Genomic DNA, 22,202 nt, shown 5'->3' with positions numbered 1-22,202 from the left:
GCGCTGTGGCTCGGCACGGCGATCGTCGGGCTGCTCATCGTCGGCGTCAGCGGAGCTGTCACCGCGCTGGGAGACACGCTGTTTCCCGCGCAGGCTGGCGACCTCGCGGCCCGCATCGCCGAGGACCACGGCGCCGGCGCCCACTTCCTCCAGCGCCTGCGCGTGTTCCACCCCTTCATCGCGGTCGGCCTCGGACTCTACGTGCTGGTCGTCGCCAACGCGCTCAGCGGCGCCCAGACGAGCCCCGCGGCGCGACGCTGGGGCGGCCTGGTGATGCTCGGCGTGCTCGTCCAGGTCGCGGCCGGGGTCGTCAACATCCTGCTGTCGGCACCGGGCTGGCTGCAGGTCGTCCACCTGCTCCTCGGGACAGGTCTGTGGATCGCCCTCATCACCTTCGCCCTGGTCGTCCTCGGGCCGCGTCGCGTCGCATGAACGCGTCGTCCGAACCGCTCCGCGGCGTGGTCTTCGACCTCGACGGTACGCTCTACGACAAGCGCGCGCTCGAGTGGTTCATGGTCCGCAGCATGCCGCTCGCGCTGCTGCGCCTGATGAAGTACACCCGGGTCCGGACCGGCCTCGCCGGCGTCGACTGCGAGCATGGCGAGGCGATCGCCAGACTCACCCTCGATCGCCTTTCCCGTGACCCGTCGGCGCAGCGCGAGTGGCAAACCTGGATCCGCGAGCGCTACGAGCCGGCCGTGCTCCGCGGGCTGCGCGAGGCCGCCAGGCTCTACGCTGGAGTGCCCGAGCTGCTCGCCCGCCTGCGCAACGCGGGCCTGCGGATCGGGCTCGTCAGCGACTACCGCGGCGTGCCCGATCGCCTCGCCGCCCTCGGCCTCCCGGCGACCAGCTTCGACTTCGTGCTCGTCACCGAGGAGCAGGGCGCCATGAAGCCCGCGCCGCGCATGGCCGCGACCACCCTCGCCGGGATGCAACTGCCCGGCGCGGCGATGGTGATGGTGGGTGACCGCGCCTTCGCCGACGAGCGCTTCGCCGCGGCCGCAGGGATGCGCTTCCTCGGCGTTCGCCCACGCGGCCCCGCCGACGCCACCTGGATGCCGTGGCCGGCCGTGCAGGCCCGGCTGCTCGCCTGGACCGGCGCGTGAGCACGACTCACTTCGCCGGTGCTGGCGGTGTGGCCGGCGCGAGGGCGATGCGGTCGAGCGGCGCGTCGATCGTGAGCCGCTCCTTCACCTCGGCGGGCACCGCGTCCGTGAATTGCAAGCTGAAGCCGATCGAGCCGTCAGGGAACTCCGCGGTCGGCTTGTCGCGGCGGGCCACGGCGACCACCGGTGGCGCGCTCGCGGCATCGAGGGCCCGGAGATCGGGCAGACTGCCGCGGACGACCGCCGCGATCTGGTTGGGGATCTCCGGCGGCGCGACCTGGTCCGTGGGCCAGGTGACCGCGACCTCGAGCTTGCGCTCGCCGCTGCGCGCCCGGACCTTGATCGAGACGTTGACGCGGGGCAGCTCATCGGCCCCGACCGCGGTGAAGTCGATCTCCTCCCCGGGCTTCTGCAGCGGCACGTCGAAGTTCATGTCCTCACTGGCGCCCTCGATCTCGAGCGGCTCCGTGACCAGGCTCTGCACCTGTCCCACCGGCCCGCTGCCGCCGCGGATCCGCCAGCGCTGCGGCTCGATCGTGGTGCCGACGAGCTCGTAGTCGGGGTGCACCGCGCCGCGGAGGTCAGCGCGCACCAGCACGGCCCGCTCGATCACCCGGTCGAAGCGCAGGTCGACCTTCTCGTAGTTGATCGATCGGAAGATCACCCCCTGCGGCATCACGATCGTCGCTGGATCGACCGCCAGCGGCCCCGGGCGCGCGTCAGAAAGGTCCAGCTCGGCGGCGCCGAGCTCTTGGTCGCGCAAGCGGCTCATCCGCGCCCACGAGCCGTGCAGCTCGACGGTCACGACCTCCGGCAGCTTGGTCAACAACACCCGGTTCGGGTCGTTGACGACGCGCAGCGGGATCGTGAAGGCCCGCGTGACGTCGTCGCGGGTGACGACGAAGAACACCAGCGCGATGACCAGGGCGCTGAACTTGGTCAGTCCGTGGTTGATGATCGCCCGCCCGATCCAGGCCAGCGCCCGCTTCATGGCTCGCCCTCCTCCGCAATGCGCCGGATGTCGACACCGGGGTTGACGGAGAGCTCACCCCGAGTCTCGCCGCTGCGTGGCGGATCACGGCGCATGTCGACGCGCGTACGCTGTACGGTGCGAGCGCTCATGCTCTCGCCCGCAGCCCCGACGACGCGCACGCCAGCGACGACCGAGGCGAGCGGGACCTCATGCGGCTGATCGAGCCACTCGGCGATGCGCAGCTCGAGATCCGCGGCGGTGAGGGCCTCCGAGACCTCACCGCGGTACACGACACGGATCTCGCCGCGCTCCTCGCTGACGACCACGACCAGCGCGTCCGTCTCTTCGCTGACGCCGATCGCCCCGCGGTGGCGAGTGCCGAAGCTGGGATCGAGGCGGTCGCGCTGGGTCAGCGGACAGATGACGCCAGCGCGGGCGATACGGAAATTCTGGATGAGCACGGCGCCGTCGTGGGCCAGGTTGATCGAGTGCGGGATCACGAGCGCCACCAGGGTATCCGCCTGCAGCGCCGCGTTGATCTCACGGCCGCGGTCGCTGACCACGTCGAGCACGTCGATCTCTCCCTGAAGGATGACGAGCGCGCCGATCTTCGCCCGACGCAGGCGGTCGATCGCCAGGACCAGCTCGCCGACGGCGCTGCGGGCCGCTTGCCGGCGACCGTGGGGCAACAGGCGCTGGCCGACACGAAGGAAGATGCGGCGAAGTTCCTGATGGAAGACCACGATCAGGATGATGATGATGTACTCGAGGAAGTACTTGAGCAGCGCAGCGACCGCGACGAGGTCGAGGGCGCTGGCGGCCGTCGCCAGGCCGGAGAACACAGCCACTGCCAACAGCACAGGCAACGCCCGTGTGCCCTGCAGCAGGCGCAACACCGTGTACACGATCACCAGCAGGATGCTGAAGTCGAGCGCGTCTCGCCAGCTGAGCGCTGCGATGAATTCAGCCGGCGTCACGCGCCCCCCGCAAGATCGATCGCTCGGCCGCCCGCACCGCCGCGAGCACGCGCAGCGCCTCGGCCGTGGCCGCGACATCGTGCACGCGTACGACGCTGGCTCCGCGCTCGACGGCGATCACCGCCGCCGCGACGCTGCCGATCAAGCGCTCACCGACCGCCTTGCCCGTGATCACACCGAGGAAGGCCTTGCGACTGGCACCGATGAGAACAGGGCAACCTGTCCGTTGGGTCAGCTCCACCGAGGCGGCCAGCAACGCCGTGCTCTGCTCGGCCGTCTTGCCGAAGCCAATTCCGGGGTCGACGAGGATGCGATCGCCAGGCACGCCCGCCCGGAGCGCCCGCTCCACCGCGGCGACCAGCTCGCGCGCGACCTCGGCGAGCAGGTCGGTGAAACACACGTGCGTCTGCATGGTCGCCGGCTCGCCGCGCAGGTGCCCGAGGACCAGGCCCGCCCCTGTGCGCGCGGCGACCTCGGCCATCGCCGGATCGGCGAGCCCGCTGATGTCGTTGATGATGGCCGCACCGGCCGCCATCGCCGCCTCCGCGACCTCCGCGTGGCGCGTGTCGACGCTGATCGGCACCGCCGCGAGCTCGGGATCGTCGCGGAGACGGCGAAGCACCGGGAGTACGCGACGCAGCTCGAGCTCCGCCACGACCGGCGTCGAACCGGGGCGCGTCGACTCGCCGCCGAGGTCAAGGATGTCGGCGCCTTGCTGCGCCAACCCACGGCAATGGCGCACCGCCATGCCCGCGTTCGCCTCGTCCGCCCCGGGCGCGAGCAAGTTGCCGCCGTCGAAGAAGCTGTCGGGGGTGAGGTTGACGACCGCCATCACCCGCGGCACCGCCAACGACAGCTGCCCGCGCGCGTGCACCCAAATGGGTGCGGCCGCGAGATCGGCGGGGGACAACATCTGGGGATGGTATCGCGGCTCGCCGGCAGGATCTACGCGCCCGCGTCGCCGCCCGTGTCGCTGTTGGCCCGGCTCCCGAGGGCCGCCGCCGTGAACTGCTTGGCGTCGATGCCGTAGCGGCGGAGCAACTTGTGCAGGTACTTGCGGTCCATGTCGGCTTCACGCGCCGCCCGCGAAATGTTGCCCTCTGAGCGCTGCAGTAGCCAGTTGAGGTAGGTCTCCTCAAACAGCTCGACGGCGCGTTCCTTCTGCTCGCGGAAGGTCAGGGTCGGATCGAAGACCACCGGCTGGTCGCGTCCCGTGCGCGGCAAAGTTCCAGCAGTGATGAGATCGATGACACCATCGGGCGAGAGGTAGGCGCTGCGCTCGACCACATTGCGAAGCTCGCGGACGTTGCCCGGCCAGTCATACGCGACCAGTCTGGCCATCGCCTCCGGGCCCGGCGCTCGCCACATCCCGGGCGGCAAGCGGCGGGAGAACAGCTCGATGAGCATCGGGATGTCATCGCGCCGGTCGCGGACCGCGGGGATCTGGATCGACACGACGGCGATCAGGAAGTACAGGTCCTCGCGGAACTCGCCGGCAGCGACCTGATGCTGGAGACCCCGATTTGCGGTCGCCAGCACCCGGACATCGACCTCCTGCTCGTCGCTGCCGCCCCCGCGACGGACCTTTCGGTTCTCGAGCGCGCGGGTCAGCTTGGGCTGGAGGTCGAGCGGTAGCTCTCCAATGTCGTCGAGCAACAGCGTGCCGTTGTGGGCCAGCTCGAAGGCCCCCTTGCGCCCGTCGGTCTCGGACCCAAACAGCTCCACCTCGAGCGCCGCCGCCGCTGCGCCGCCGCAGTCCACGACCACAAACGGTGCGTCCTTACGCGGCGAAGCATCATGGATAGCGCGGGCGAGGAGATCCTTCCCCGTGCCCGTCTCGCCTTCCAGGAGGATGGTCGCGTCGGCCCCGGCGACTCGCTCAAGCACGCCAAAGATCTTGCGCATCGCCAGGCTGCGTCCGCGAACAGGACCGAAATTCTCGGCCGTGCTGGGCAACAGCTCGACCCTGGCGTCGCGCGGCATGAAGCGGATCTGGACCTTGCCGAGCGCGAGGACATCGCCGGGCTTCAGAAAGCCGTCGGTCACCCGTACACCGCCGATAAACACGCCGTTGGTCGATTGCTGGTCGAGAACGCGGTAGGCATCGCCCTGACGCCGGATCTCGGCGTGCACCCGCGACACCGATTCATCGGGCAGAACGATGTCACACTGGCGCGATTTCCCTAGGTGCACGATTTCCTGGGTCACGTCCATCTCGCGGCCGCGCAGCTCGCCGCTCAGGACCACGAGCCGGAACCCGGAGTGGCGCATGTCCTCCCCGTCGTCGTGCACGACCGTCGAATCCACCGGCGCTTCGTCGTGTGCCATGGACCCAAGCTACCAGGAGCCGGCCCGTGGCGTGAAGCACACAAAATCGCTGCGCCTCGACGTTGTGGGCTCCCTGGTCAGTACGCCTGCCGCTTGAACGTGACGATCCAGACGCACGAAACGGAGACACCGTGCCCACGGGTCCCCGTCTTGGATTCGCCGGCGGCCCCATGTGGGGCCGTCTGCCCTCAGATATAGAAGTCGATGACGGCGATCCCACGGCCGGCGATCGGATCGCCTCCGGGTGCCGGTCTGGGCGGCTCACTCGCCTCAGGAGCCACCAGCGGCAGCTCCAACTCGATCTGTAGCACGGGGGATGGGCGCTCTCGCCGAACAGCGGGGGTGTCGGGCCGGGGTTTGATGTCGAGGGTCGCCGCTCTCATGGGTTCGCCTGCCGCTTCTGCCACCGGGGCTGTCAGGGGTTGTGCCAAGGAAAGAAGGCAGTCGCAAACCTCACGCGGACTGGGCTTGTCTACCTCGCGACGACCAGGTAGGTATCGCGCCGCGTCTACTCCAGCCAGCCTTGCCCCTGACAGTGCTGTCATCCGGGGCGGGGCAGTGAAACTTTGGTTGGCCACCTTACCGACGAGACTAACGCCGGTGGTGAGGATCGCAAGAACTGTATTCGCGCTCGCCGCAGTGTGCCAGGTGCCCACACAACGCCGGGGGATTTTGCCGCGCTGGATGCTCTCCTCTCGGTGGTGCTCAGAAGTCGACAACGACCCAGCGGGTGCCCTCGCGTTCGAGGTGGGCTGACTCGCCATCGCCGAGGTCGAGGACCGCCTCATGAGCGTCGCTGACGATCGGCTCGGCGAGATGACGAACCAGGCGGTCGCGAGCTGCCTGCAGCGCGCTCGCATACTCGCCTTCAGACCAGGCGCGGCGCAGGTCGTCCTCCGAGAGCCCAAGGCGGTAGCGCTCCGGCGCAAGGCCCATGAGCACGTCCCAGCGCTGGAGTCGACTGGCGCGGACCAGGCTCCGCAGTGCGGCACGTGGGTTCGATTGGTCATAGACCAGGGTCGGGTCTTCGGCGAAGTGCCACGCTCTGGCGGTCCAGACAGTCGCCAGTGGCTGGTCCGGTGCCAGGAAGATGACCGCCGTGGGCCGCACCGCGTCGGGCGAGGCGAGGCGGCGGACCCATTCGGCCCGGCCCAGCTTGTCCGCCAGGATCGCCCGGTAGTCGACGCGGTTACGAGCTCCGACCACGACTTGCGTGCTCAGGGCGCGTGCATCGCTGCGCCGCACGGCGGTCGCGGCCTCGTCGCTCGCGTGCCTCAGCCCGCGTAGCTCGCGGCCCCCGCAGGCGACGACGACGAGCACCGCGGCCAGGGTAGCAAGACGACCGATTCCGGGGCTCATGCAGGCGTGTCGCTTGGGCGAGCGGGCTTGATCTTGGGCTCGATGATCGCAGTGAAGGTACCCGAGCTCTTGACCTGGTCACCCGACCGGACCTCACCCGCGAACTTGCCGAGCCGGCCGAGGCGCAGAGCCTTCACCTCGATCGTGAGCACCTCGCCGGGCACGACCGGGGCACGAAACTTGGCCTCCTGAATGCCGATGAAGTAGCAGTTGTGCAGTTCGGGGTCGAACAGGCCAGACAGATTGGCGAGGACCACCGCGGCCTGCGCCATCGCCTCGATCTGGACGACGCCTGGGAGGATCGGGTTGTCGGGAAAGTGGCCCTGCAGGATCGGATCGCTCATCGACACTAACTTCTGGGCCACGATTGACTCGCCCGGTGTCGCCGCGATCACGCGGTCGAGGAAGAGAAAAGGGAAGCGGTGCGGCAGGATCTTCTGGATCTGAACGGCGTCGAGCAGCATGAGCCCCTACCCTGCATCATAAACGAGTCCACCGCGGACGAGGAGACCCCGCTCGCGGCGACGCGGACCGGCGTTCCCGGCGGCTAGCTCGGGTACTTGGCGTTGTAGCGCTTGACCAGGGTGTCGGTGATATCGAGGCCCGGCTCAGCGAACAGCACCGTGGTCTCGTCGCGGATGAGTACGAGATCGATCTCCATCTCTGCGGCGATCTTGTCGATGACGCTCGTGCAGTTCTTGTAGATGGTCTCCAGCACGCGGCCTTCGTCGGCGGCCAGCTCCTGCTGCATCGTCATGTAGATCTGCTGCATCTCGACGTAGTCCTTCTGCAGCGCCTCCTCGGCCTGTGCGAGCTTTTCGCCAGCGAGGTTCTTAAGCTTGGCCTGGTCTGCCTCGAGCTTCTTGCGCTTGCCGTCGAGCTTCTCCTGCTTGGCCTTGGAGCTGTCCTCCAGCTTCTTCCGGGCCGCGACGCCCTGCTTGGTGTCGTTGAGAACCTTCTGCATGTCGACGACGGCGACACCGCGGACCTTGGGCACCGCCGCCTTGGGTGCCAATGAGGTCACGCGGTCAGCAGGGGCCGCCGGAGAGGCGTTCGTGCGCGCGGGTGTGAAGCTGGCGACGCCGATGGCGAGAACGGAGACGGCGAGCAGGCGGCGGAGCAGAGTGGGCATGGCGGTCGTCATGTCAGGGGTGCTTCTTGTCGTAGGCGACAATGATACGGTTGGTGAGGTCAAATTTCGGGTTGGCGTAGAGCACGTTGGCCTGTGAGCGGACCAGCACGAGCTGCAACGCCTCGTCAGCGGCGATCTCCTTCACGATCGCGGCGACGTTCTTGTAGATCTTCTCGGTGAGCTGGGCCTCCTTGGTGGCGATGCCCTCCTGGAGGTCGGTGTAGAGCTGCTGCAGCTCCTGGTCCTTGAGCATCAACTCTTGCTGGCGCTTGACGATCTCCTCCTGCGCGAGCATCGCCGCCTTCGCTCGCAGGTCCTCGGCCTTCTTCTGCAGGTCCTTGGTCTTCTTCTCGAGCTGGGACTGGCCCTTGGCGAAGGCGGCCTCGAGATCCTTCTTCGCCTTGGTCCCCTGGACCGTCTCGAGAATGCAGCGCTGGAGGTCGACGACTGCGATCTTCTCGAGCGGTTTGACCGGTGGAGCCGCTGCGACGGCGGCGGGATGCAGGAACGCGGCGCTGGTGAGGAGTAGCGCTGCGAGAGAGATGAGGCGAGACTTACGCTTCACGGGGCGACACCTTAGCTGCCGCCGCCCAGGGCAGCAACCGCTGCCTCAGACGGGGGGGCTCGCGGGCCGATTCACCACGCAAGCGGCCCAGATCGGGCCTACTTCGGACTTTCGACTGGCGCATCGACAATTCCTCGCGCGGAGAGCCGTCCTTCTGGCTCCACAGCCATGCACCGCCCCACAAGGGCCGTGGTCTAGCTCACCCCATGTGGCGAGGGCGCGAAGCTCAGAATGAGTTGCCGACGTTGAACTCGAAGACGACCGGATCATCGCCTTGGCGCAGCGCCGTGGCCGGCTGGCGGTCCAGAGGGAAGCCCCACTCAAAGCGGAGCGGGCCGATCGGTGACTGCCAACGGAAGCCGAAGCCGACCGAGCGACGCAGCGACTTGAAGCTGAAGTGATTGCAGGGGTCGGACTTCGGCAGGTCGGTCGGGTTGGGCGCGACGCAGTACAGGGGCTCTGTGTTGTAAGCGTTGCCGATGTCCATGAACAACACGCCCTTGATGTTGGCGGGCGGGACCATCATGAACTCGAACTCGAGGTTGAGTGCCGTGAGCAGGTTGCCGCCGATACCGTAGGGCACGAGGCCGGCGGTCGGGTCCGACGAGCCCTGGACCTGGATCTGCGGCCCGAGGCTGCGCAGACGGTAACCTCGGATGCCGCCGTCGCCGTAGATGCCTCCGGGGAAGTAGCGCTCGAAGATCGGCACGCCCTTGTCCTGCGGGCTGTGGATGAAGCCCAGCATCAGGCGGGTCTTGAACACCAGCCAGGCACGGAAGGGCTTCTTGCTCTTGATGATCGGGAAGTAGAAGCGGAAGTTGGCGTCGTAGCGGTTGAACTGGTTGTGCGAGCCGAGGTACTTGCTGGCGACCTCGGCCCCGATCTCATGGCGCATGCCCTCGGTGGGGAACAGGTAGTTGTCGGTGGTGTCGTAGCGCATGCGCGCGGTGACGGCCGAGGTGATACCGTTGTTGAACAGGTTGTTGATCAGCGCCGACTGGCTGTACTGGGTGGCGTAGGCGCCAGCGCCGTAGAGGCCGCCGCCCGAGCCGTAGCCGAAGCTGCCGAAGCCTACCTTCACGTACTCAAAGGAGTAGCCGGCGAAGACGATGAGGTTGGGGACCCGTGGGATCGGGTAGCCCCAGCTGACGCGCACGCCGGTGCTGTCGCGGGTGAAGCTTGGAAAGACGTTGCGCGAGTTGAAGACGTTGAACGAGAAGTTCCAGCGCGAGTCCAGGAAGTAGCGGGTGACGTACGCGAGGTTGAAGAGGCGACGCAGGCTCGAGATCTGGGCGATGAGCGTGACGGTGGTGCCGCGGCCGAGGAAGTTGTCGTACTGGATCTGGGCCTGCAGCACGAAGTTCTCGATGGTGCTGAAGCCGGCGCCGACCTGGAAGGTGCCGGTGAGGCGCTCGGTGACCTCGACGTTGAGGACGATGCGGTCCTCCGCGCTGCCGGGGGAGGTCGACAGCGTCGCGTCGTTGAAGTAGCCGAGGCGCATCACGTTGAACTCGGAGACCTCCTTGCCGGTCTCGGAGTAGAGGTCGCCCTCACGCAGCATCATCTCCCGGCGGATGACCTTGTCGGCGGTCTTGTCGTTGCCGCTGATGTTGATGCGCTCGACGTAGACGAGCGGGCCCTTGCCGACCTCGAGGGTCATGTAGAGCTTGAGGTTCTCCTTGTCGAGGCGGGCGTCGGGGATGACGTTGACGTAGGCGTGCCCGGCGTCCTTGTAGCGGCGCTCGATGTCCTGCTGGATGGTCTGGACCTTGCCCATCGAGGCGACGTCGCCCTCCTTGAGGACGGGGCTGATCGACTCGGCGAGGGTGCGCTCGTCGTAGAGGGCCTTCTCGCCGCGGGCCAGGGTCTCCTTGGCGCGGATGCGGCCGATCTTGTACTGCGGGCCCTCGTCGACGGGGATCGTGATGTAGACGAAGCGGCGGTCGGGGCTGAGGGACAGCTCGGGGTCCTTGATGCTCGCGTCCAGGTGGCCCTGGTCGCTGTAGAAGTTCTTGAGCATCTGGAAGTCGCCGGCGAAGGCCTCCTTGTTGAAGACGCCGCCGGCGCGCTTGGTGACGACGCTGAGGTAGCCGCCGACGCGGGTCAGCATGTGCTTGCGCAGCTCCTCGTCGGAGAAGGCCTGGTTGCCGATGAAGGTGATCTTGCGGACGACGGTCTCGGCGGCCTCGCTGATGACGATGAGGATGTCGACCTTGCCGGGCTCGTCCTCGACGGGCTTGAGGCCGTAGGTGACCTCGGCGAGGAAGAAGCCCTTCTCGACGTAGGCCTGCTTGACCTTCTCGACGTTGGCCTTGACGGCCCCGAGGTCGAGGATCGAGTTCAGCTTGAGGTCGAGGACCTCGTTGATGTCGTCGAGCTTGATCTTGCTGTTGCCCTCGACGACGATCTTGCGGACCGTGGGGCGCTCCTTGACCGCGTAGGTGAGGATGACGCCGTCCGGCGCGGCCTCACCGGAGACCCGGATGTCCTCGAACTTGCCCATCGCCCACAGGCGGCGGATGTCGGCGGCGAGGTTGCGCGAGGAGACGAGCTCACCGACGCCGCTCTCGAGCTCGAGCATCATCGCCTCGGTCTCGACGCGGCGGTTGCCCTCGATGCGGATCTCGCTGATCGGCTGGCCGAACAGGCCCTGCGGGACCTCGGCGAGGTAGAGCATCCGGAACATCATGTCGTCGCCCGCGGCGACGCCGGCGAAGGGCAACGCCGCGGCGCGGCCCGGCAGGACGCCGAGCAGCGCCGCGAGGATCAGCGTGAAAGCGGCGGCGAGCGCACGCGTGAGGGGCCGGCGGCTCACGAGGATCTCGAGGTCCCTGCTGGGGGCGGCTCGCGAGCCGCGCTGGGGTCGTGGCGAACGTCGTCGACGAGCTTGCCGTCCTCCATCCGGATCCGCCGCGGGACCTTCCACGCGAGGTCCATGTTGTGGGTCACGACCAGGAGGGTCATCTTGTGCTCGTCGTTGATGCGAAACAGGAGGTCGTGGACCTCGTCGGAGGTGCGCGTGTCGAGGTTGCCGGTGGGCTCGTCGGCGAGGAGCAGACGCGGCCGCATGACCAGCGCGCGAGCGATGGCGACGCGCTGCTGCTCGCCGCCCGAGAGCTCGCCGGGGCGATGATTGAGGCGGTGCGACAGGCCGACGGCGTGGAGCATGTCCCCTGCCCGCTCGCGGGCCTCCTTGTGGGCGACGCGGCCGATCAACGCCGGCATCATCGCGTTCTCCAGGGCGGTGAACTCGCCGAGGAGGTGATGGAACTGGAACACGAAGCCGATGGTCTCGTTGCGGAAGCTGGCCAGCTGCGGCGGTGAGAAGCGGGTGATGTCGGTGTCGCCGAACAGGATCTGGCCGCGCGTGGGCAGATCGAGGGTGCCGAGGCAGTGCAGCAGGGTCGACTTGCCGGCACCCGATGCGCCGATGATGGTGACCATCTCGCCGGGCATCAGGGTCAGGTTGACGTCGCGGAGCACCGGCAGGACTCGCGCCCCGTGGGTGAACTCCTTGTACATATGAACGACCCGCACGAGTGCGGGCGCAACCTGCGCGGCGCCGGGGGTCAAGATGGCGCAACCCTAGACGTGGGCCTCCAGCGTGTCAACGGCGCCTCGTGGGTGGCTACTCGTCGCGGAGGCGCAGGCCGTCGACTGGTCGCAGGCGGCCCGCCGAACGGGCGGGCCAGGCGCTCGACAGGCCGACGATGAGCAACGCGAGCAGGGCCACGGTCACGACCTCGGCGGGAATAATTTGGATCGGCAGCCGCTCCAGGTAGAACACGCTGCCCTGCAGCGGAACGCCGTGGATGCCGAGCGCGAGGCCGAGGCCGACGCCCACCGTGATTCCCCCGAGGGTGCCCAGGATCCCGACGCACAGGCCCTCGAGGGCGAAGATCCGGGCGACGCTGCGGTCGCTGCAGCCCATCGTCTTGAGGATGGCGATCTCCGGCGCCTTCTCGAGGACGGACATGAGGTTCGTGGCGAGGATGCCGAAGGCGGCGACCAGGATCACGAAGACGAGGGCGATCGACATGGCGACCTTCTCGAGGAACATGGCGGAGAACAGGTCGCGGTTCTGTTCGCGCCAGTCGAGGACCACGAGCTCGCGGCCAGCGAGCGCGGCGAGCACGGCCGCCTTGCCGCGGTCGATCGCGGTGACGTCACGCAGCGCCACCTCGATCGCGGTGACCTGCGCGCCGGCCCGCTGAAACGCCTGGGCCTGCGGGAGCGGGAGGTAGACGTGCTTGCGGTCGAAGTCGAAGATGCCGGTGAAGAACACGCCGGCGACGCGCACGACCAGCAGGCCGGGCACGACGCCCTGGGGGGTGATGCGGCCGACCGGGGTGACGATCTGCACCGGATCGCCGAGGCCGACGCCGAGCTGGCTGGCGAGCTCCCGTCCGAGCAGGATCGGCGGCAGCACCGGCTCGGAGCTGTCGTCGGGCTCTTCGGGAGCGTTGGTCTCGTCGGGATCGTCGGAGATCGCGGGCTGCGCGGGTGGCAGGGCCGCGGGGAGCTGGCCCTCGGCCCGAAGGCGTGGGATCTCGACCGCGGGGTCCTCCCAGCCGCCATCGTCGGCGGCGTCCTCGTCGTCGGGGACGGCGGCTGGCATGGCCGAAGGGACAGGTGCTGCGGCGGTGTCGGCCGGGAGCGGTGCCTCGGCTGCCGGTGATGTGTCTGAAGGGACAGGTGATGGCGGCAGCTCGGGCCCTGGCTCCGGTGGCGGCGGAGCGGCGAAGCGAGGGATCCGCTCCGGGGCGCCGAGGAAGGCGTAGGAGCCCTGTTCGACCTCGGTGGCGAGGGCCGTGACGCCGCGGTGGCGCGCGGGGTCGATGCCGAGGAGGGTGGCGCCTTCGCGGGCGTAGGCGGTGCGCAGGAGGACCTCGCCCTCGAGGATCGGACTGGCGCCGGCGACCTCCGGGGCGGCGAGCAAGCCGGTGAGGAGGGCGTCGTCGGCGACGAAGCCGGCGCCGTCGGCCCGGGCGATGCGAAGGTGAGCCTTGTGATCGAGGAGGCGACCGCGGAGGTCGAGCTCCAGTCCGCTCATGAGGCCGAGCACCAGGACCAGCGCCATGCAGCCCTGGGCGACCGAGAAGGTGATGATCGTGGCGAGCAGGTTGAACAGGCGGGCGAGGCCGCAGAAGGCCAGGACGATGGCGGCGAGGCCGAGGCTGACGACGCCGACACCGCCGGCGTAGTCGACCGGAGCGGCGCGCAGGACCATCGGCGAGAACAGACCAGGGCGCGGGGTCAGGGCCGAGCTGAGCAGGAAGCCGCCGCCTATCAGGGCGACGTAGAGCGCGGCGACGGTGACGCTGCGCAGCCACGCGGGCGGGCGTCGGGCCTGCAGGTGGCGCCACGCGGTCCACCACTCGAGACGGTTCATCGCTCGGCCTGGCGCAGGGCGTCGACCGGTCGCATGCGCGAGGCGACGCGGGCGGGGTACAGGCTCGAGAGCCAGACGATCGCCAGCGAGGAGAGGCCGACCAGCGCAACCTCGAGCGGGTCGATCGCCACGGGCAGCTCCTCGAAGCCCTGCAGGGTGCCGCCGAGCGGGAGGCCGAAGCGGTCGAGCACGAGGCAGAGGCCGATGCCGGCGACGATGCCGAGCGCGCCGCCGAGGACGCCGAGGCACAGACCCTCGGCGATGAAGACGCGCTGGATCAGGCGGTCGGTGCAGCCCATCGTCTTGAGGATCGCGATCTCCTTGGCCTTCTCCAGCACGCTCATGAGGTTGGAGCCGAGGATGCCGAAGGAGGCGACGAGGATGACGCAGAGCAGGGCGATGAACACGGCGATCTTCTCGAGGGCCATCGCGGAGAAGAGGCTGCGGTTGAGCTCCTGCCAGTCCTGGACGACGAGGTCGTCGCGACCCAGGTGGGTGACGATGGCCTGGACCTGGGCCTTGCGATCGGCGAGGCGGTGGACGTCGTCGACCTTGATCTCGATGCCCGAGACGCGGTCGCCGGCGCGCAGGAAGGCCTGGGCGAGCTTCAGCTCGGCGTAGACGAGCCAGCGGTCGTACTCGTAGTGATGCGCGTCGAACACGCCGGCGACCTTGACCTTCATGACGCCGGGGATGCGGCCGGCGGGGGTCAGGCGGCCGATCGGGGTGATGAGCTGGACGGGATCACCGAGGTGAGCCGCGAGCTCCTTGGCCTTCTCGCTGCCGATGAACACGCCGTCGAGCGGGGCCGTGGCGGCGGCGTCGACGGCCGCGTCGGGGGATTCGACGGGTTCGGGTTCGGGCTCGGGCTCGGGCTCGACTTGCGGGGTCGCGGACGCGGGGGGCAGCTTGCCCTGCTTACGCAGCTTCGCTATCTCGGCCTCGGGGTCCTCCCAGCCCTCCTCGTCGTCGAGGACGACCTCGCGTGGGAACGGTGGGAGCGCGGCGGCGGGGCTGACCGGCGTCGCCTTCTCGTTTGTGGCGCGGGCAGGTGGCAGCTTGCCAGCGGCTCGCAGCGCGTTGATCTCGAGCTCGGGGTCCTCCCAGCCGCCGCCATCGTCGGGATCGGCGACGACGATCGGCAAGGGCGAGGGCGGCAGGCTGGTCGCGCCGGTGCCGGCGAAGGGCTGCTTCTCGAACTGGGTCGCGGGCTTGCCAGCGGGCTTGTCACCGAGCTCGCCTGGATCGGCGGCTGGCTCGTCCACTTCGTCGGGCTCGCGCACGGGCGGGAGCATCTCGAAGTTGAACTGCGACTCGGGGACGGCGGCTGGCTCGGCGAGGAAGCGGTACTCGCCCTCTTGCAGGATCTCCGGGAGGTTCGAGACGCTGGCGTGGAGGTCGGGAGGATGCCGAGGAGGATGCCGCCCTGGCGCTGGAAGCCGCTGCGCACCATCACTTCGCCTTGCAGGTACGGGCTTGCGCCGAGGATGCCAGACTCGGCGGCGACGGCCTCGGCGAGCGGGCGGTAGTCGGCGAAGGGCTTGAGATCCTCGCGGCTGATCCGGATGTGCGCGCGCTGGCCGAGGATCTTGTCGCGGAGGTCGTTCTCGAGGCCGGTCATCAGGCTGAGCACGACCACGAGGGCCATGCAGCCGAGCATCACGGAGATGGTGATGACGGTGGCGAGGACGGTGAAGATCCGCGACAGCACGCCGCCGAGCAGGAGCATCGCGCCGAGCAGCAGGGTGAGCCCGCCGAAGGCGCCGTAGTAGCTCTGCCGCGGGGTCGGGATGAGATCGAGGGGCTCGATGCCGGCGGGCAAGGCGAGCGCGCCGGTGTCGACGATCGGCTCGGGCGCGAGGCCGTACTGGGCGAACAGCACCAGGCCGAGGCCGACGATCACGAGGTAGAACGAGACCGCGAGGACCGACCGCACCCACGCCGGGGGCCGCTCGCCGACCCGGAGGTGGCGCCAGGCGATGTGCCAGTGCAGGCGGGACGATGCGGGGCTGGACACGGCGCTCAGTTGGCTTCAGCGGCGTCGGGGGGCTTGGACTGCTGGAGGAGGAAGGCCTCGATGAAGGGGTCGAGATCACCGTCGAGGGTGGCGTTGACGGCGGAGCTCTTGAGCTCGGTCCGGTGATCGTTGACCTGCTGGTAGGGGTGAATCACGTAGGAACGGATCTGGCTGCCCCACTCGATCTTCTTCTTCTCGCCCTCCATGCGCTCGCGCTCGGCGTCTCGCTTCTGGCGCTCGAGGTCCCACAGCTTGGCCTTGAGCATGCGGCGTGCGGTCGCCATGTTCTTGTGCTGCGAGCGCTCGAGCTGGCAGGCGACGACCAGGCCGGTCGGGAGGTGGGTGAGGCGGACGGCGGACTCGGTCTTGTTGACGTGCTGACCGCCGGCGCCGGAGGAGCGGTAGGTGTCGACGCGGAGGTCGGTGTCGACGATCTCGACGTCGAACTCGTCGTTGTCACCGACGTCGGGCAGCACCATCACGCTGGCGAAGCTGGTCTGGCGGCGGGCGTTGGCGTCGAAGGGGCTGATGCGGACCAGGCGGTGGACGCCGATCTCCGAGCGCAGGTAGCCGTAGGCGTACTCGCCCTCGATCGCCAGCTCGGCGCTGCGGATGCCGGCCTGTTCGCCGTCCTGGACGTCGAGCAGCTCGACCTTGAAGTCGTGGCGCTCGGCCCAGCGCTGGTACATGCGCTGCAGCATCTGGGCCCAGTCCTGGCTGTCGACCCCGCCGGCGCCGGCGTTGACCGAGACGATGGCGTTGGCGTTGTCGAAGCGGCCGCCGAGCATGCGGCGAAACTCCATCTTGGCGACGCGCTCCTCGAGCGCGGCGAGCGAGGCGGCCGCCTCGAGGATGCTGTCAGCGTCCTCGGCCTCGCGCCCGAGCTCGTAGAGGGTCACGGCGTCGTCGAGGCGCTTCTGGGCCTCGTCGAGGTCGTCGACGACCTTCTTGGTGGTGGCCTGCTCGCGCAGCAGCTCCTTGGCCTTGTCGTTCTTGGTCCAGAACGACGGGTCGGCGGTGTGGGCGTCTAGCTCCTCGAGGCGCTCGCGCTTGCCGACGTAGTCAAAGATGCCTCCGCAGCTCGGCCAATCGGGCCGCGAGGCGAGCGAGCTGCTCGGTGATCTTGTTGTGCTCTGGGAGGCTGCGCGGGTCGTTCATGGTGCTCTCGCCGTCGCTACACCTCGATCAGCCGGAGCTGACGGCGCCCCTGCGGGGGCGTGAAGCGGAGCGGGTACTCGCCGGTGAAGCAGGAGGTGCAGTAGGTTACCCCAGAATCGCCGCGGACCGCCTGCATGAGGCCCTCGGGCGAGAGATAGCGGACCGTGTCGGCCGTGACGTAGCGCGCGACCTCCTCGGGGTTGTGGGTCGAGGCGAGGAGCTCGGCGCGGGTCGGGGTGTCGATGCCGTAGTAGCAAGGGCTGATGACGGGCGGCGAGGAGATCCGAAGGTGCACCTCCGCGGCTCCGGCGGCGCGGATCATCTTGACGATCTTGCGGGAGGTCGTGCCGCGGACGAGGGAGTCGTCGACGACGATCACGCGGCGGCCCTTGAGCACCTGCGGGACGGGGTTGAGCTTGAGCTTGACGCCGAAGTGGCGGATTGAGTCCTTGGGCTCGATGAACGTGCGGCCGACGTAGTGGTTGCGGATGAGGCCCATCTCGAACGGGATCTGGCTGGCCTTGGCGAAGCCGAGGGCGGCGACCACGCCCGAGTCGGGCACCGGCACGACGACGTCGGCGGGGACGGCGGTCTCGCGGGCGAGCTGCTCGCCCATGGCGATGCGGGCGTCGTAGACGGAGAGGTCGTCGAGGACGCTGTCGGGGCGGGCGAAGTAGACGTGCTCGAACACGCAGAAGCGCCGGGTCTCGCGGCGCATCTGGACGCTCTGGAGGCCGGCCTCGTCGATGATGAGGATCTCGCCGGGGGCGATGTCGCGGATCTTCTCGGCCTCGATCAGATCGAAGGCGCAGGTCTCGGAGGCGACGACGTAGCAGTCCGGGTGGCTGCGCAGGCGACCGAGCACGAGCGGGCGAAAGCCGTGCGGATCGCGGGCGGCAATCAGGCGATCGTCGGTGGTGAACACGAGGCTGTAGGCGCCGCGGACCCGGCCGAGGGCGTCGATGAGGCGCTCGACGAAGCCGCCGGCCCGGCTGCGCGCCATGAGCTGGAGGATGACCTCGGTGTCGGACTGGGACGAGAAGATCGAGCCGTCCTCCTCGAGGTCGTCGCGCAGCTGCTCGGCGTTGATGAGGTTGCCGTTGTGGGCGACGGCGATCGAGCTGTGGCGGGCCTCGGCGGTGAGCGGCTGGATGTTCTTGGGCAGCGAGCCGCCGGAGGTGGTGTAGCGGACGTGGCCGATCGCCACGCGCCCGGGCAGCTGGGCGAACACCTCGGAGGTGAAGACCTCGGCGACGAGGCCCATCTTGCGCACGGCGTGCAGGGTGCCGCCCTGGCTGGTGACGATGCCCGCCGACTCCTGGCCGCGGTGCTGCAGCGCGTGGAGGCCGAGATACGTGAGGTTCGCAGCCTCGGGGTGATTGAAGACGCCGAAAACTCCACACATCGCGGGCGGAGCCTAGCAGGACGACGTTTGCGCGCGCCGTTCGCGGGTCGACCGCGGCTGTGAGCCAACCCGCCTGTGTGCGCCCGCGGCGACGAGCGTCGGCCGCAGGTGAGAAGGCCGCGGTCACTCGCCCGCGGCGACGAGCATCTGCAGGAGGGTGAGGCCGACGGCGGCCCACAGCGCGGTGCGCCAGCGCTGGAACCGGACGCCGTCGACGAGGTTCTCGGTGACCGTGAGCAGGACGGCGTTCACGAAGGTCTGGACGAGGAACACGCCGAGCGGGCCGGTGATGAGGATCGGGAAGAAGAAGATCAGCGAGAGCAGCGCGAACAGCAGCTTGCCGAGGACGGCGCTGAGCAGGCCGCAGATCACGGCGGCCTTCACGGCGCTCCACAGGTCGCGCACGACCATGCCGGGCAGCAGCGCCGAGAGGAACATGAGGCCGAAGGCAAAGGCCAGACACGAGGCGATCATCGAATGCATGGCGCGCGCTCCCTGGCCGAGAGTGGCCCGCGCAGGGCGAGAATTCAAGCCTGCGGCGGTGCGGCGTGCCTGGGTCGATCAGCGCAGGCCGAGCGTGCGACGCAGGCGCTGCAGGGGCGGCTCGGGGTCGGCGGCGAAGGGGCGAGCGGTGAGCAGCTCGTAGACCTCGATGTAGCGGCGCGCGGCCTCGAGGCGGATCTCGTCGGGCAGCGCGGGCGGCGGGCCCTCGCCGCGGAAGCCCTGCTCGACCAGCCAGCGGCGCAGGAACTCCTTGTCGAGGCTGCGCGGGTCCTCGCCGCGGGCCATCGCGGCGGGGTAGCTGTCGGCGTACCAGTAGCGCGAGCTGTCGGGGGTGTGGATCTCGTCGATGAGCACGACCTCGCCGTCGTCACGCAGACCGAGCTCGTACTTGGTGTCGACGAGGAGGAGGCCGCGGGCGGCGGCGATGGCCTGGCCGGCGGCGAACAGGTCGAGGCAGCGACGCTCGAGGGTGGCGAAGCGATCGGGGTCGATGAGGCCGTGGGCGATCAGCCAGTCCTTGCTGACGCTGAGGTCGTGCTGGCCCTTGGGCGCCTTGGTGGAGGGCGTGAGCAGGTTCGCGGGCAGGCGCTCGTGCTTGCGCAGGCCGGCGGGGAGGTGGTGGCCGCAGAACTCGCGCCGGCCCTGCTCGTAGGCCCGCCAGATGCTGGTGTCGCTGACGCCGGTGAGGTAGCCGCGGACCACGAACTCGACGGGGATCGGGCGACACTCGACGACGCGCATGGCCTGCGGATCGGGGACGGCGATCAGGTGGTTGGGGAAGATATGGGCGGTGGCGGCGAACCAGTGCTCGGCGAGGCCGTTGAGCACCTGGCCCTTGAGCGGGATGGTGCCGAGGACGACGTCGAAGGCGCTGACGCGGTCGGTGACGATGATGAGGCGCTCGCCGTCGCGGGTGTAGTTCTCGCGGACCTTGCCGCTGTAGTGGCGGCCGAGCGCGGCGAACTCGGGCGGGAGCGCGGCGAGCGTGCCACCAGGGGCCAGGGCGCTGCGGAGCAGGGCGTCGGGGACCGGCATGGCGGCGCAGGATAGCCGCGGCGGCGTGGTGCGCGGGCGACCCGGGCCGCGACTCTCCGCACGCGGGTGCTCCGCTGCTGGCGAGGCGGGCGAAGGCCTCGAGGATCGGGCGGGTGCTCAGCTGCTTGCGAAGAGGATCGCCAGCAGGGCGAGGGCCACGAGGACGAGGATCGGGATCAGGCGGGAGGGCGGGCGGACGTCGGTGTCGGTCGCCACGGGTGTCGATGCGACGGGGACGGGGCTGCTCGGCGGGCCGAGCGGTGCGCCCGCGGGGGGGCCCGGTGGTGGGGGGCCCATCGGGGAGGGGCCCATTGGTGGGATGGTCCCCCAGTCGCGTGGCTCACCATTGTTGGAGGCCGACATGGCGCTGCTGCGGCGGCGAGCGGCGCTGCTGCTGACCGGAGCCCCGCTCGTCGCGTCGGCGGATGCGATGACGCTGGACGGGGCCTCGGCGGTGTCGGCGGGCGCGAGTGTGGGACCGCTGGCACCCGCGGGGGCTGGTAGCACCGCGTCCGCAACGGAGCTGTGGGCCGGCTCGGCGGCGGGGGTGCTCGATCGATCGTGCTCGGCCTGGGCGGCGCCGGTGGCCGCGTGGACCGCAGCGGCGGCGGATGCAGGATCGAGGCGCACGGTAGTTGCGCGGCTGACGGCATCGAGCTCCTCGCGGGTGCCACCGATGATGAGATCGCCGGGCACGGCGCTGGTCGCCGAGCTGTCGATGGGGGTGAGCGAGCTGTCCCCGGAGAGATCCTCGGGCTGAGTGGCGCGACCGACGGGGGTCAGGGCGCTGTGCTCACCGGTGCGCTTGAGCGGGTCGGTGAGCACACGGACGCGGCGTGTGCCGGGCTTGCCGGTGGCCTGACCGCTGCGAGACCACGAGCCCGACTCGTGCATGAGGTCCTCGGGCGAGAGCTCGATGCGGTTGGAGGCGCTCGCGGCCGCCGCTGGCGCGGCGGTGCTGGTCGCCAGTGTGACGGCGGACGCGGCCGAGACGGCCTGCATGCTGCCCGGGGGGATGGTGCCGGGGCGGCGCTGGCGATCGCCCGTCATCAGCATCTCCTCGAAGCTGGTGACGGGGAGCGACATGCCGGTCGGTGGGATCGTGCCCGGACGATCCTTGCTGGCTCGCATCGAGCTGGGCGGGGCGGACGTGAGCGCGGGTGAAATGACCGGGATCGACGGAGGCCGGCGCGGCGGGATCGTGGCCGGCCTTGCCACGGCCGGGCCGCGCTGCGGCGAGGCGACGACCGGGGCGCTGCCCGCCGGGCTCGCGGCCTCGGGGACCGCGTGGATCCCAGCCGAGGCGACAGCCGGGGCAGGGTCTGAATCTGGCCCTCGGGACAGGTTCGTCGGGCTCGGTCCGGGGCTGGCTTCGGGGACACGTGAGCTGTCCTCGGGGACAGGTGGAGGTGCCAGGTCCTCAGGGCGGGCGGCGCCGGAGCCCTCGCCGAGGCCGGCGACCTCGATGAGGCGGAGCAGCTCGCCGCCGTCGCGTGGGCGGGCGGCGGGGTCGTCCGCGAGGCAGGCCTGGAGCACGCCGCGCAGCGCGGGGCCCAGGCCTGGCAGCTCCTGACCGGCGCGCACGGCCTCGATCGCGGCGGTGCCGCGGAAGCTGGTGGCGAACTGAGCCACGGTGACGGCCCAGGCGTAGAGGTCGGCCGCGGGGGTGAACTCGCCGCCGCTGGCGACCTCGGGGGCGAGGTTGGGGAGACCGAAGGCGCGGACCCGGCGGAGCAGCACGGCGCGGTCGCACAGCGGGGCGAGGCCGTACTGGTAGACGGCGGGGCCGCGCGGGCCGACGAACACGCAGGCGCTGGTGAGCATGCCGTGGACGACGCCGTGGGCGTGCAACGAGGCGAGTGCGCGCGCGAGCTGGCGGGCGAGCCGGCCGACCTCGGCGGAGAGCTCGAAGGAGCCTGTCCCGTCGTACAGGTCGTCGAAGGCGACGCCGCCGGGGAGGGGCTCGTAGAGGACGCTGGCGCCGTGGTCATCGGCGCCGACCTGGAGCTGGGGGACGAGCGTGGGCTCGCGGAGGTTGGCGAGACTGCTGAGGCTGGCGACGAAGGCGTCGCGGCGCTCGCGGTCGGGGAGCAGCTCCGCGTCGAGAACACAGGCACGGGCGAGCTCGCCGGACTCGCTGTCGAGCACGGCCCAGGTCGGGCCGAACACCTGCACGCCGACGCTCGCGGGCTCCTCGCGGAGGAGCTCGACGCGACCGAGGATCGTGGTGCCGACGTTATGCTCCAAACTG

Annotated in this window: 20 protein-coding genes; 3 read left to right on the top strand and 17 right to left on the bottom strand. The window is 69.7% G+C overall.

Translation table 11 applies throughout. The features are described from left to right. Nucleotides 1–3 precede the first annotated feature (3 nt). Both IPJ59_RS01960 and IPJ59_RS01955 read left to right on the top strand, forming a co-directional pair. Nucleotides 4–432: a COX15/CtaA family protein gene (locus IPJ59_RS01960; RefSeq protein ID WP_366524539.1), complete on the top strand. Its 429-nt coding sequence runs from the start codon at nt 4–6 to the stop codon at nt 430–432. Next, nucleotides 429–1,106, top strand: coding sequence for an HAD family hydrolase (locus IPJ59_RS01955; protein ID WP_293254134.1), 678 nt, complete (start codon nt 429–431; stop codon nt 1,104–1,106). Before IPJ59_RS01960 ends, IPJ59_RS01955 begins: the two co-directional genes overlap by 4 nt. 7 nt (nt 1,107–1,113) lie before the next feature. Here the strand turns inward: IPJ59_RS01955 and IPJ59_RS01950 are convergent, their stop codons facing one another. The 12 genes from IPJ59_RS01950 to IPJ59_RS01895 form a co-directional block, all read right to left on the bottom strand. After that, a complete protein-coding gene (locus IPJ59_RS01950; RefSeq protein ID WP_293254131.1) occupies nt 1,114–2,097 on the bottom strand; it encodes a CdaR family protein in 984 nt (327 codons plus the stop codon). Continuing rightward, a complete protein-coding gene (locus tag IPJ59_RS01945; RefSeq protein ID WP_293269518.1) occupies nt 2,094–3,056 on the bottom strand; it encodes a diadenylate cyclase in 963 nt (320 codons plus the stop codon). Before IPJ59_RS01945 ends, IPJ59_RS01950 begins: the two co-directional genes overlap by 4 nt. Further along, complete coding sequence (folP, locus tag IPJ59_RS01940) at nt 3,043–3,969, bottom strand: dihydropteroate synthase (protein ID WP_293254125.1); 927 nt, start codon at nt 3,967–3,969, stop codon at nt 3,043–3,045. Before folP ends, IPJ59_RS01945 begins: the two co-directional genes overlap by 14 nt. A gap of 32 nt (nt 3,970–4,001) precedes the next feature. Beyond that, complete coding sequence (locus IPJ59_RS01935; protein WP_293269517.1) at nt 4,002–5,384, bottom strand: sigma 54-interacting transcriptional regulator; 1,383 nt, start codon at nt 5,382–5,384, stop codon at nt 4,002–4,004. Nucleotides 5,385–6,089: 705 nt separating this feature from the next. Further along, complete coding sequence (locus tag IPJ59_RS01930; RefSeq protein WP_293269516.1) at nt 6,090–6,704, bottom strand: hypothetical protein; 615 nt, start codon at nt 6,702–6,704, stop codon at nt 6,090–6,092. 35 nt (nt 6,705–6,739) lie between these two features. Next, entirely contained in the window at nt 6,740–7,207 is a 468-nt protein-coding gene (gene fabZ / locus IPJ59_RS01925) for a 3-hydroxyacyl-ACP dehydratase FabZ (protein ID WP_293254113.1), read from the bottom strand. 83 nt (nt 7,208–7,290) lie between these two features. Continuing rightward, nucleotides 7,291–7,887 (bottom strand): OmpH/Skp family outer membrane protein, encoded by a 597-nt coding sequence (locus IPJ59_RS01920; protein ID WP_293269515.1) that lies wholly within the window; start codon nt 7,885–7,887, stop codon nt 7,291–7,293. Nucleotide 7,888: 1 nt separating this feature from the next. Then, nucleotides 7,889–8,440, bottom strand: coding sequence for an OmpH/Skp family outer membrane protein (locus IPJ59_RS01915; RefSeq protein ID WP_293254107.1), 552 nt, complete (start codon nt 8,438–8,440; stop codon nt 7,889–7,891). Between the two features lie 226 nt (nt 8,441–8,666). Further along, nucleotides 8,667–11,255, bottom strand: coding sequence for an outer membrane protein assembly factor BamA (bamA, locus tag IPJ59_RS01910; RefSeq protein WP_293269514.1), 2,589 nt, complete (start codon nt 11,253–11,255; stop codon nt 8,667–8,669). Beyond that, a complete protein-coding gene (locus IPJ59_RS01905; protein ID WP_366524538.1) occupies nt 11,252–11,962 on the bottom strand; it encodes an ABC transporter ATP-binding protein in 711 nt (236 codons plus the stop codon). Before IPJ59_RS01905 ends, bamA begins: the two co-directional genes overlap by 4 nt. A gap of 106 nt (nt 11,963–12,068) precedes the next feature. After that, entirely contained in the window at nt 12,069–13,832 is a 1,764-nt protein-coding gene (locus IPJ59_RS01900; RefSeq protein WP_293269513.1) for an ABC transporter permease, read from the bottom strand. Beyond that, nucleotides 13,829–15,115, bottom strand: coding sequence for an ABC transporter permease (locus IPJ59_RS01895; protein ID WP_293269512.1), 1,287 nt, complete (start codon nt 15,113–15,115; stop codon nt 13,829–13,831). Before IPJ59_RS01895 ends, IPJ59_RS01900 begins: the two co-directional genes overlap by 4 nt. Before the next feature lie 363 nt (nt 15,116–15,478). On the opposite strand from IPJ59_RS01895, the gene IPJ59_RS01890 reads away from it, so the two are divergent. Continuing rightward, entirely contained in the window at nt 15,479–15,601 is a 123-nt protein-coding gene (locus IPJ59_RS01890) for a hypothetical protein (RefSeq protein ID WP_293269510.1), read from the top strand. A 253-nt stretch (nt 15,602–15,854) separates the two neighbouring features. Here the strand turns inward: IPJ59_RS01890 and prfB are convergent. The 5 genes from prfB to IPJ59_RS01865 form a co-directional block, all read right to left on the bottom strand. Next, nucleotides 15,855–17,007 (bottom strand): peptide chain release factor 2 gene (gene prfB / locus IPJ59_RS01885; protein WP_463673344.1). Its coding sequence is split into 2 segments (ribosomal slippage): nt 15,855–16,922 and nt 16,924–17,007, totalling 1,152 coding nucleotides; the frame shifts between segments, so codons are not numbered across the junction. A 16-nt stretch (nt 17,008–17,023) separates the two neighbouring features. Beyond that, complete coding sequence (gene purF, locus IPJ59_RS01880) at nt 17,024–18,412, bottom strand: amidophosphoribosyltransferase (RefSeq protein WP_293269509.1); 1,389 nt, start codon at nt 18,410–18,412, stop codon at nt 17,024–17,026. Between the two features lie 123 nt (nt 18,413–18,535). Then, on the bottom strand, nt 18,536–18,895 hold the full coding sequence (locus IPJ59_RS01875) for a phage holin family protein (protein ID WP_293254087.1): 360 nt from the start codon (nt 18,893–18,895) through the stop codon (nt 18,536–18,538). Nucleotides 18,896–18,973: 78 nt separating this feature from the next. Then, nucleotides 18,974–19,951 (bottom strand): phosphoribosylaminoimidazolesuccinocarboxamide synthase, encoded by a 978-nt coding sequence (locus IPJ59_RS01870; protein ID WP_293254084.1) that lies wholly within the window; start codon nt 19,949–19,951, stop codon nt 18,974–18,976. 117 nt (nt 19,952–20,068) lie between these two features. Then, nucleotides 20,069–22,198, bottom strand: a complete 2,130-nt coding sequence (locus IPJ59_RS01865) for a protein kinase (protein WP_293269508.1) — start codon at nt 22,196–22,198, stop codon at nt 20,069–20,071. Nucleotides 22,199–22,202: the final 4 nt, after the last annotated feature.

It is taken from the genome of Nannocystis sp. (assembly GCF_016714285.1).
Lineage (GTDB): Bacteria > Myxococcota_A > Polyangia > Nannocystales > Nannocystaceae > Nannocystis.
This window is presented reverse-complemented; position numbering and strand designations above follow the sequence as displayed.

Coding starts and splice junctions, on each gene's coding strand:
- IPJ59_RS01955 (WP_293254134.1), top strand. CDS start 429: ATGAACGCGTCGTCCGAACCGCTCCGCGGCGTGGTCTTCGACCTCGAC.
- IPJ59_RS01950 (WP_293254131.1), bottom strand. CDS start 2,097: ATGAAGCGGGCGCTGGCCTGGATCGGGCGGGCGATCATCAACCACGGA.
- folP (WP_293254125.1), bottom strand. CDS start 3,969: ATGTTGTCCCCCGCCGATCTCGCGGCCGCACCCATTTGGGTGCACGCG.
- IPJ59_RS01935 (WP_293269517.1), bottom strand. CDS start 5,384: ATGGCACACGACGAAGCGCCGGTGGATTCGACGGTCGTGCACGACGAC.
- fabZ (WP_293254113.1), bottom strand. CDS start 7,207: ATGCTGCTCGACGCCGTTCAGATCCAGAAGATCCTGCCGCACCGCTTC.
- IPJ59_RS01920 (WP_293269515.1), bottom strand. CDS start 7,887: ATGACGACCGCCATGCCCACTCTGCTCCGCCGCCTGCTCGCCGTCTCC.
- IPJ59_RS01905 (WP_366524538.1), bottom strand. CDS start 11,962: ATGTACAAGGAGTTCACCCACGGGGCGCGAGTCCTGCCGGTGCTCCGC.
- IPJ59_RS01900 (WP_293269513.1), bottom strand. CDS start 13,832: ATGAACCGTCTCGAGTGGTGGACCGCGTGGCGCCACCTGCAGGCCCGA.
- IPJ59_RS01890 (WP_293269510.1), top strand. CDS start 15,479: ATGCAGCCGAGCATCACGGAGATGGTGATGACGGTGGCGAGGACGGTG.
- purF (WP_293269509.1), bottom strand. CDS start 18,412: ATGTGTGGAGTTTTCGGCGTCTTCAATCACCCCGAGGCTGCGAACCTC.
- IPJ59_RS01875 (WP_293254087.1), bottom strand. CDS start 18,895: ATGCATTCGATGATCGCCTCGTGTCTGGCCTTTGCCTTCGGCCTCATG.
- IPJ59_RS01870 (WP_293254084.1), bottom strand. CDS start 19,951: ATGCCGGTCCCCGACGCCCTGCTCCGCAGCGCCCTGGCCCCTGGTGGC.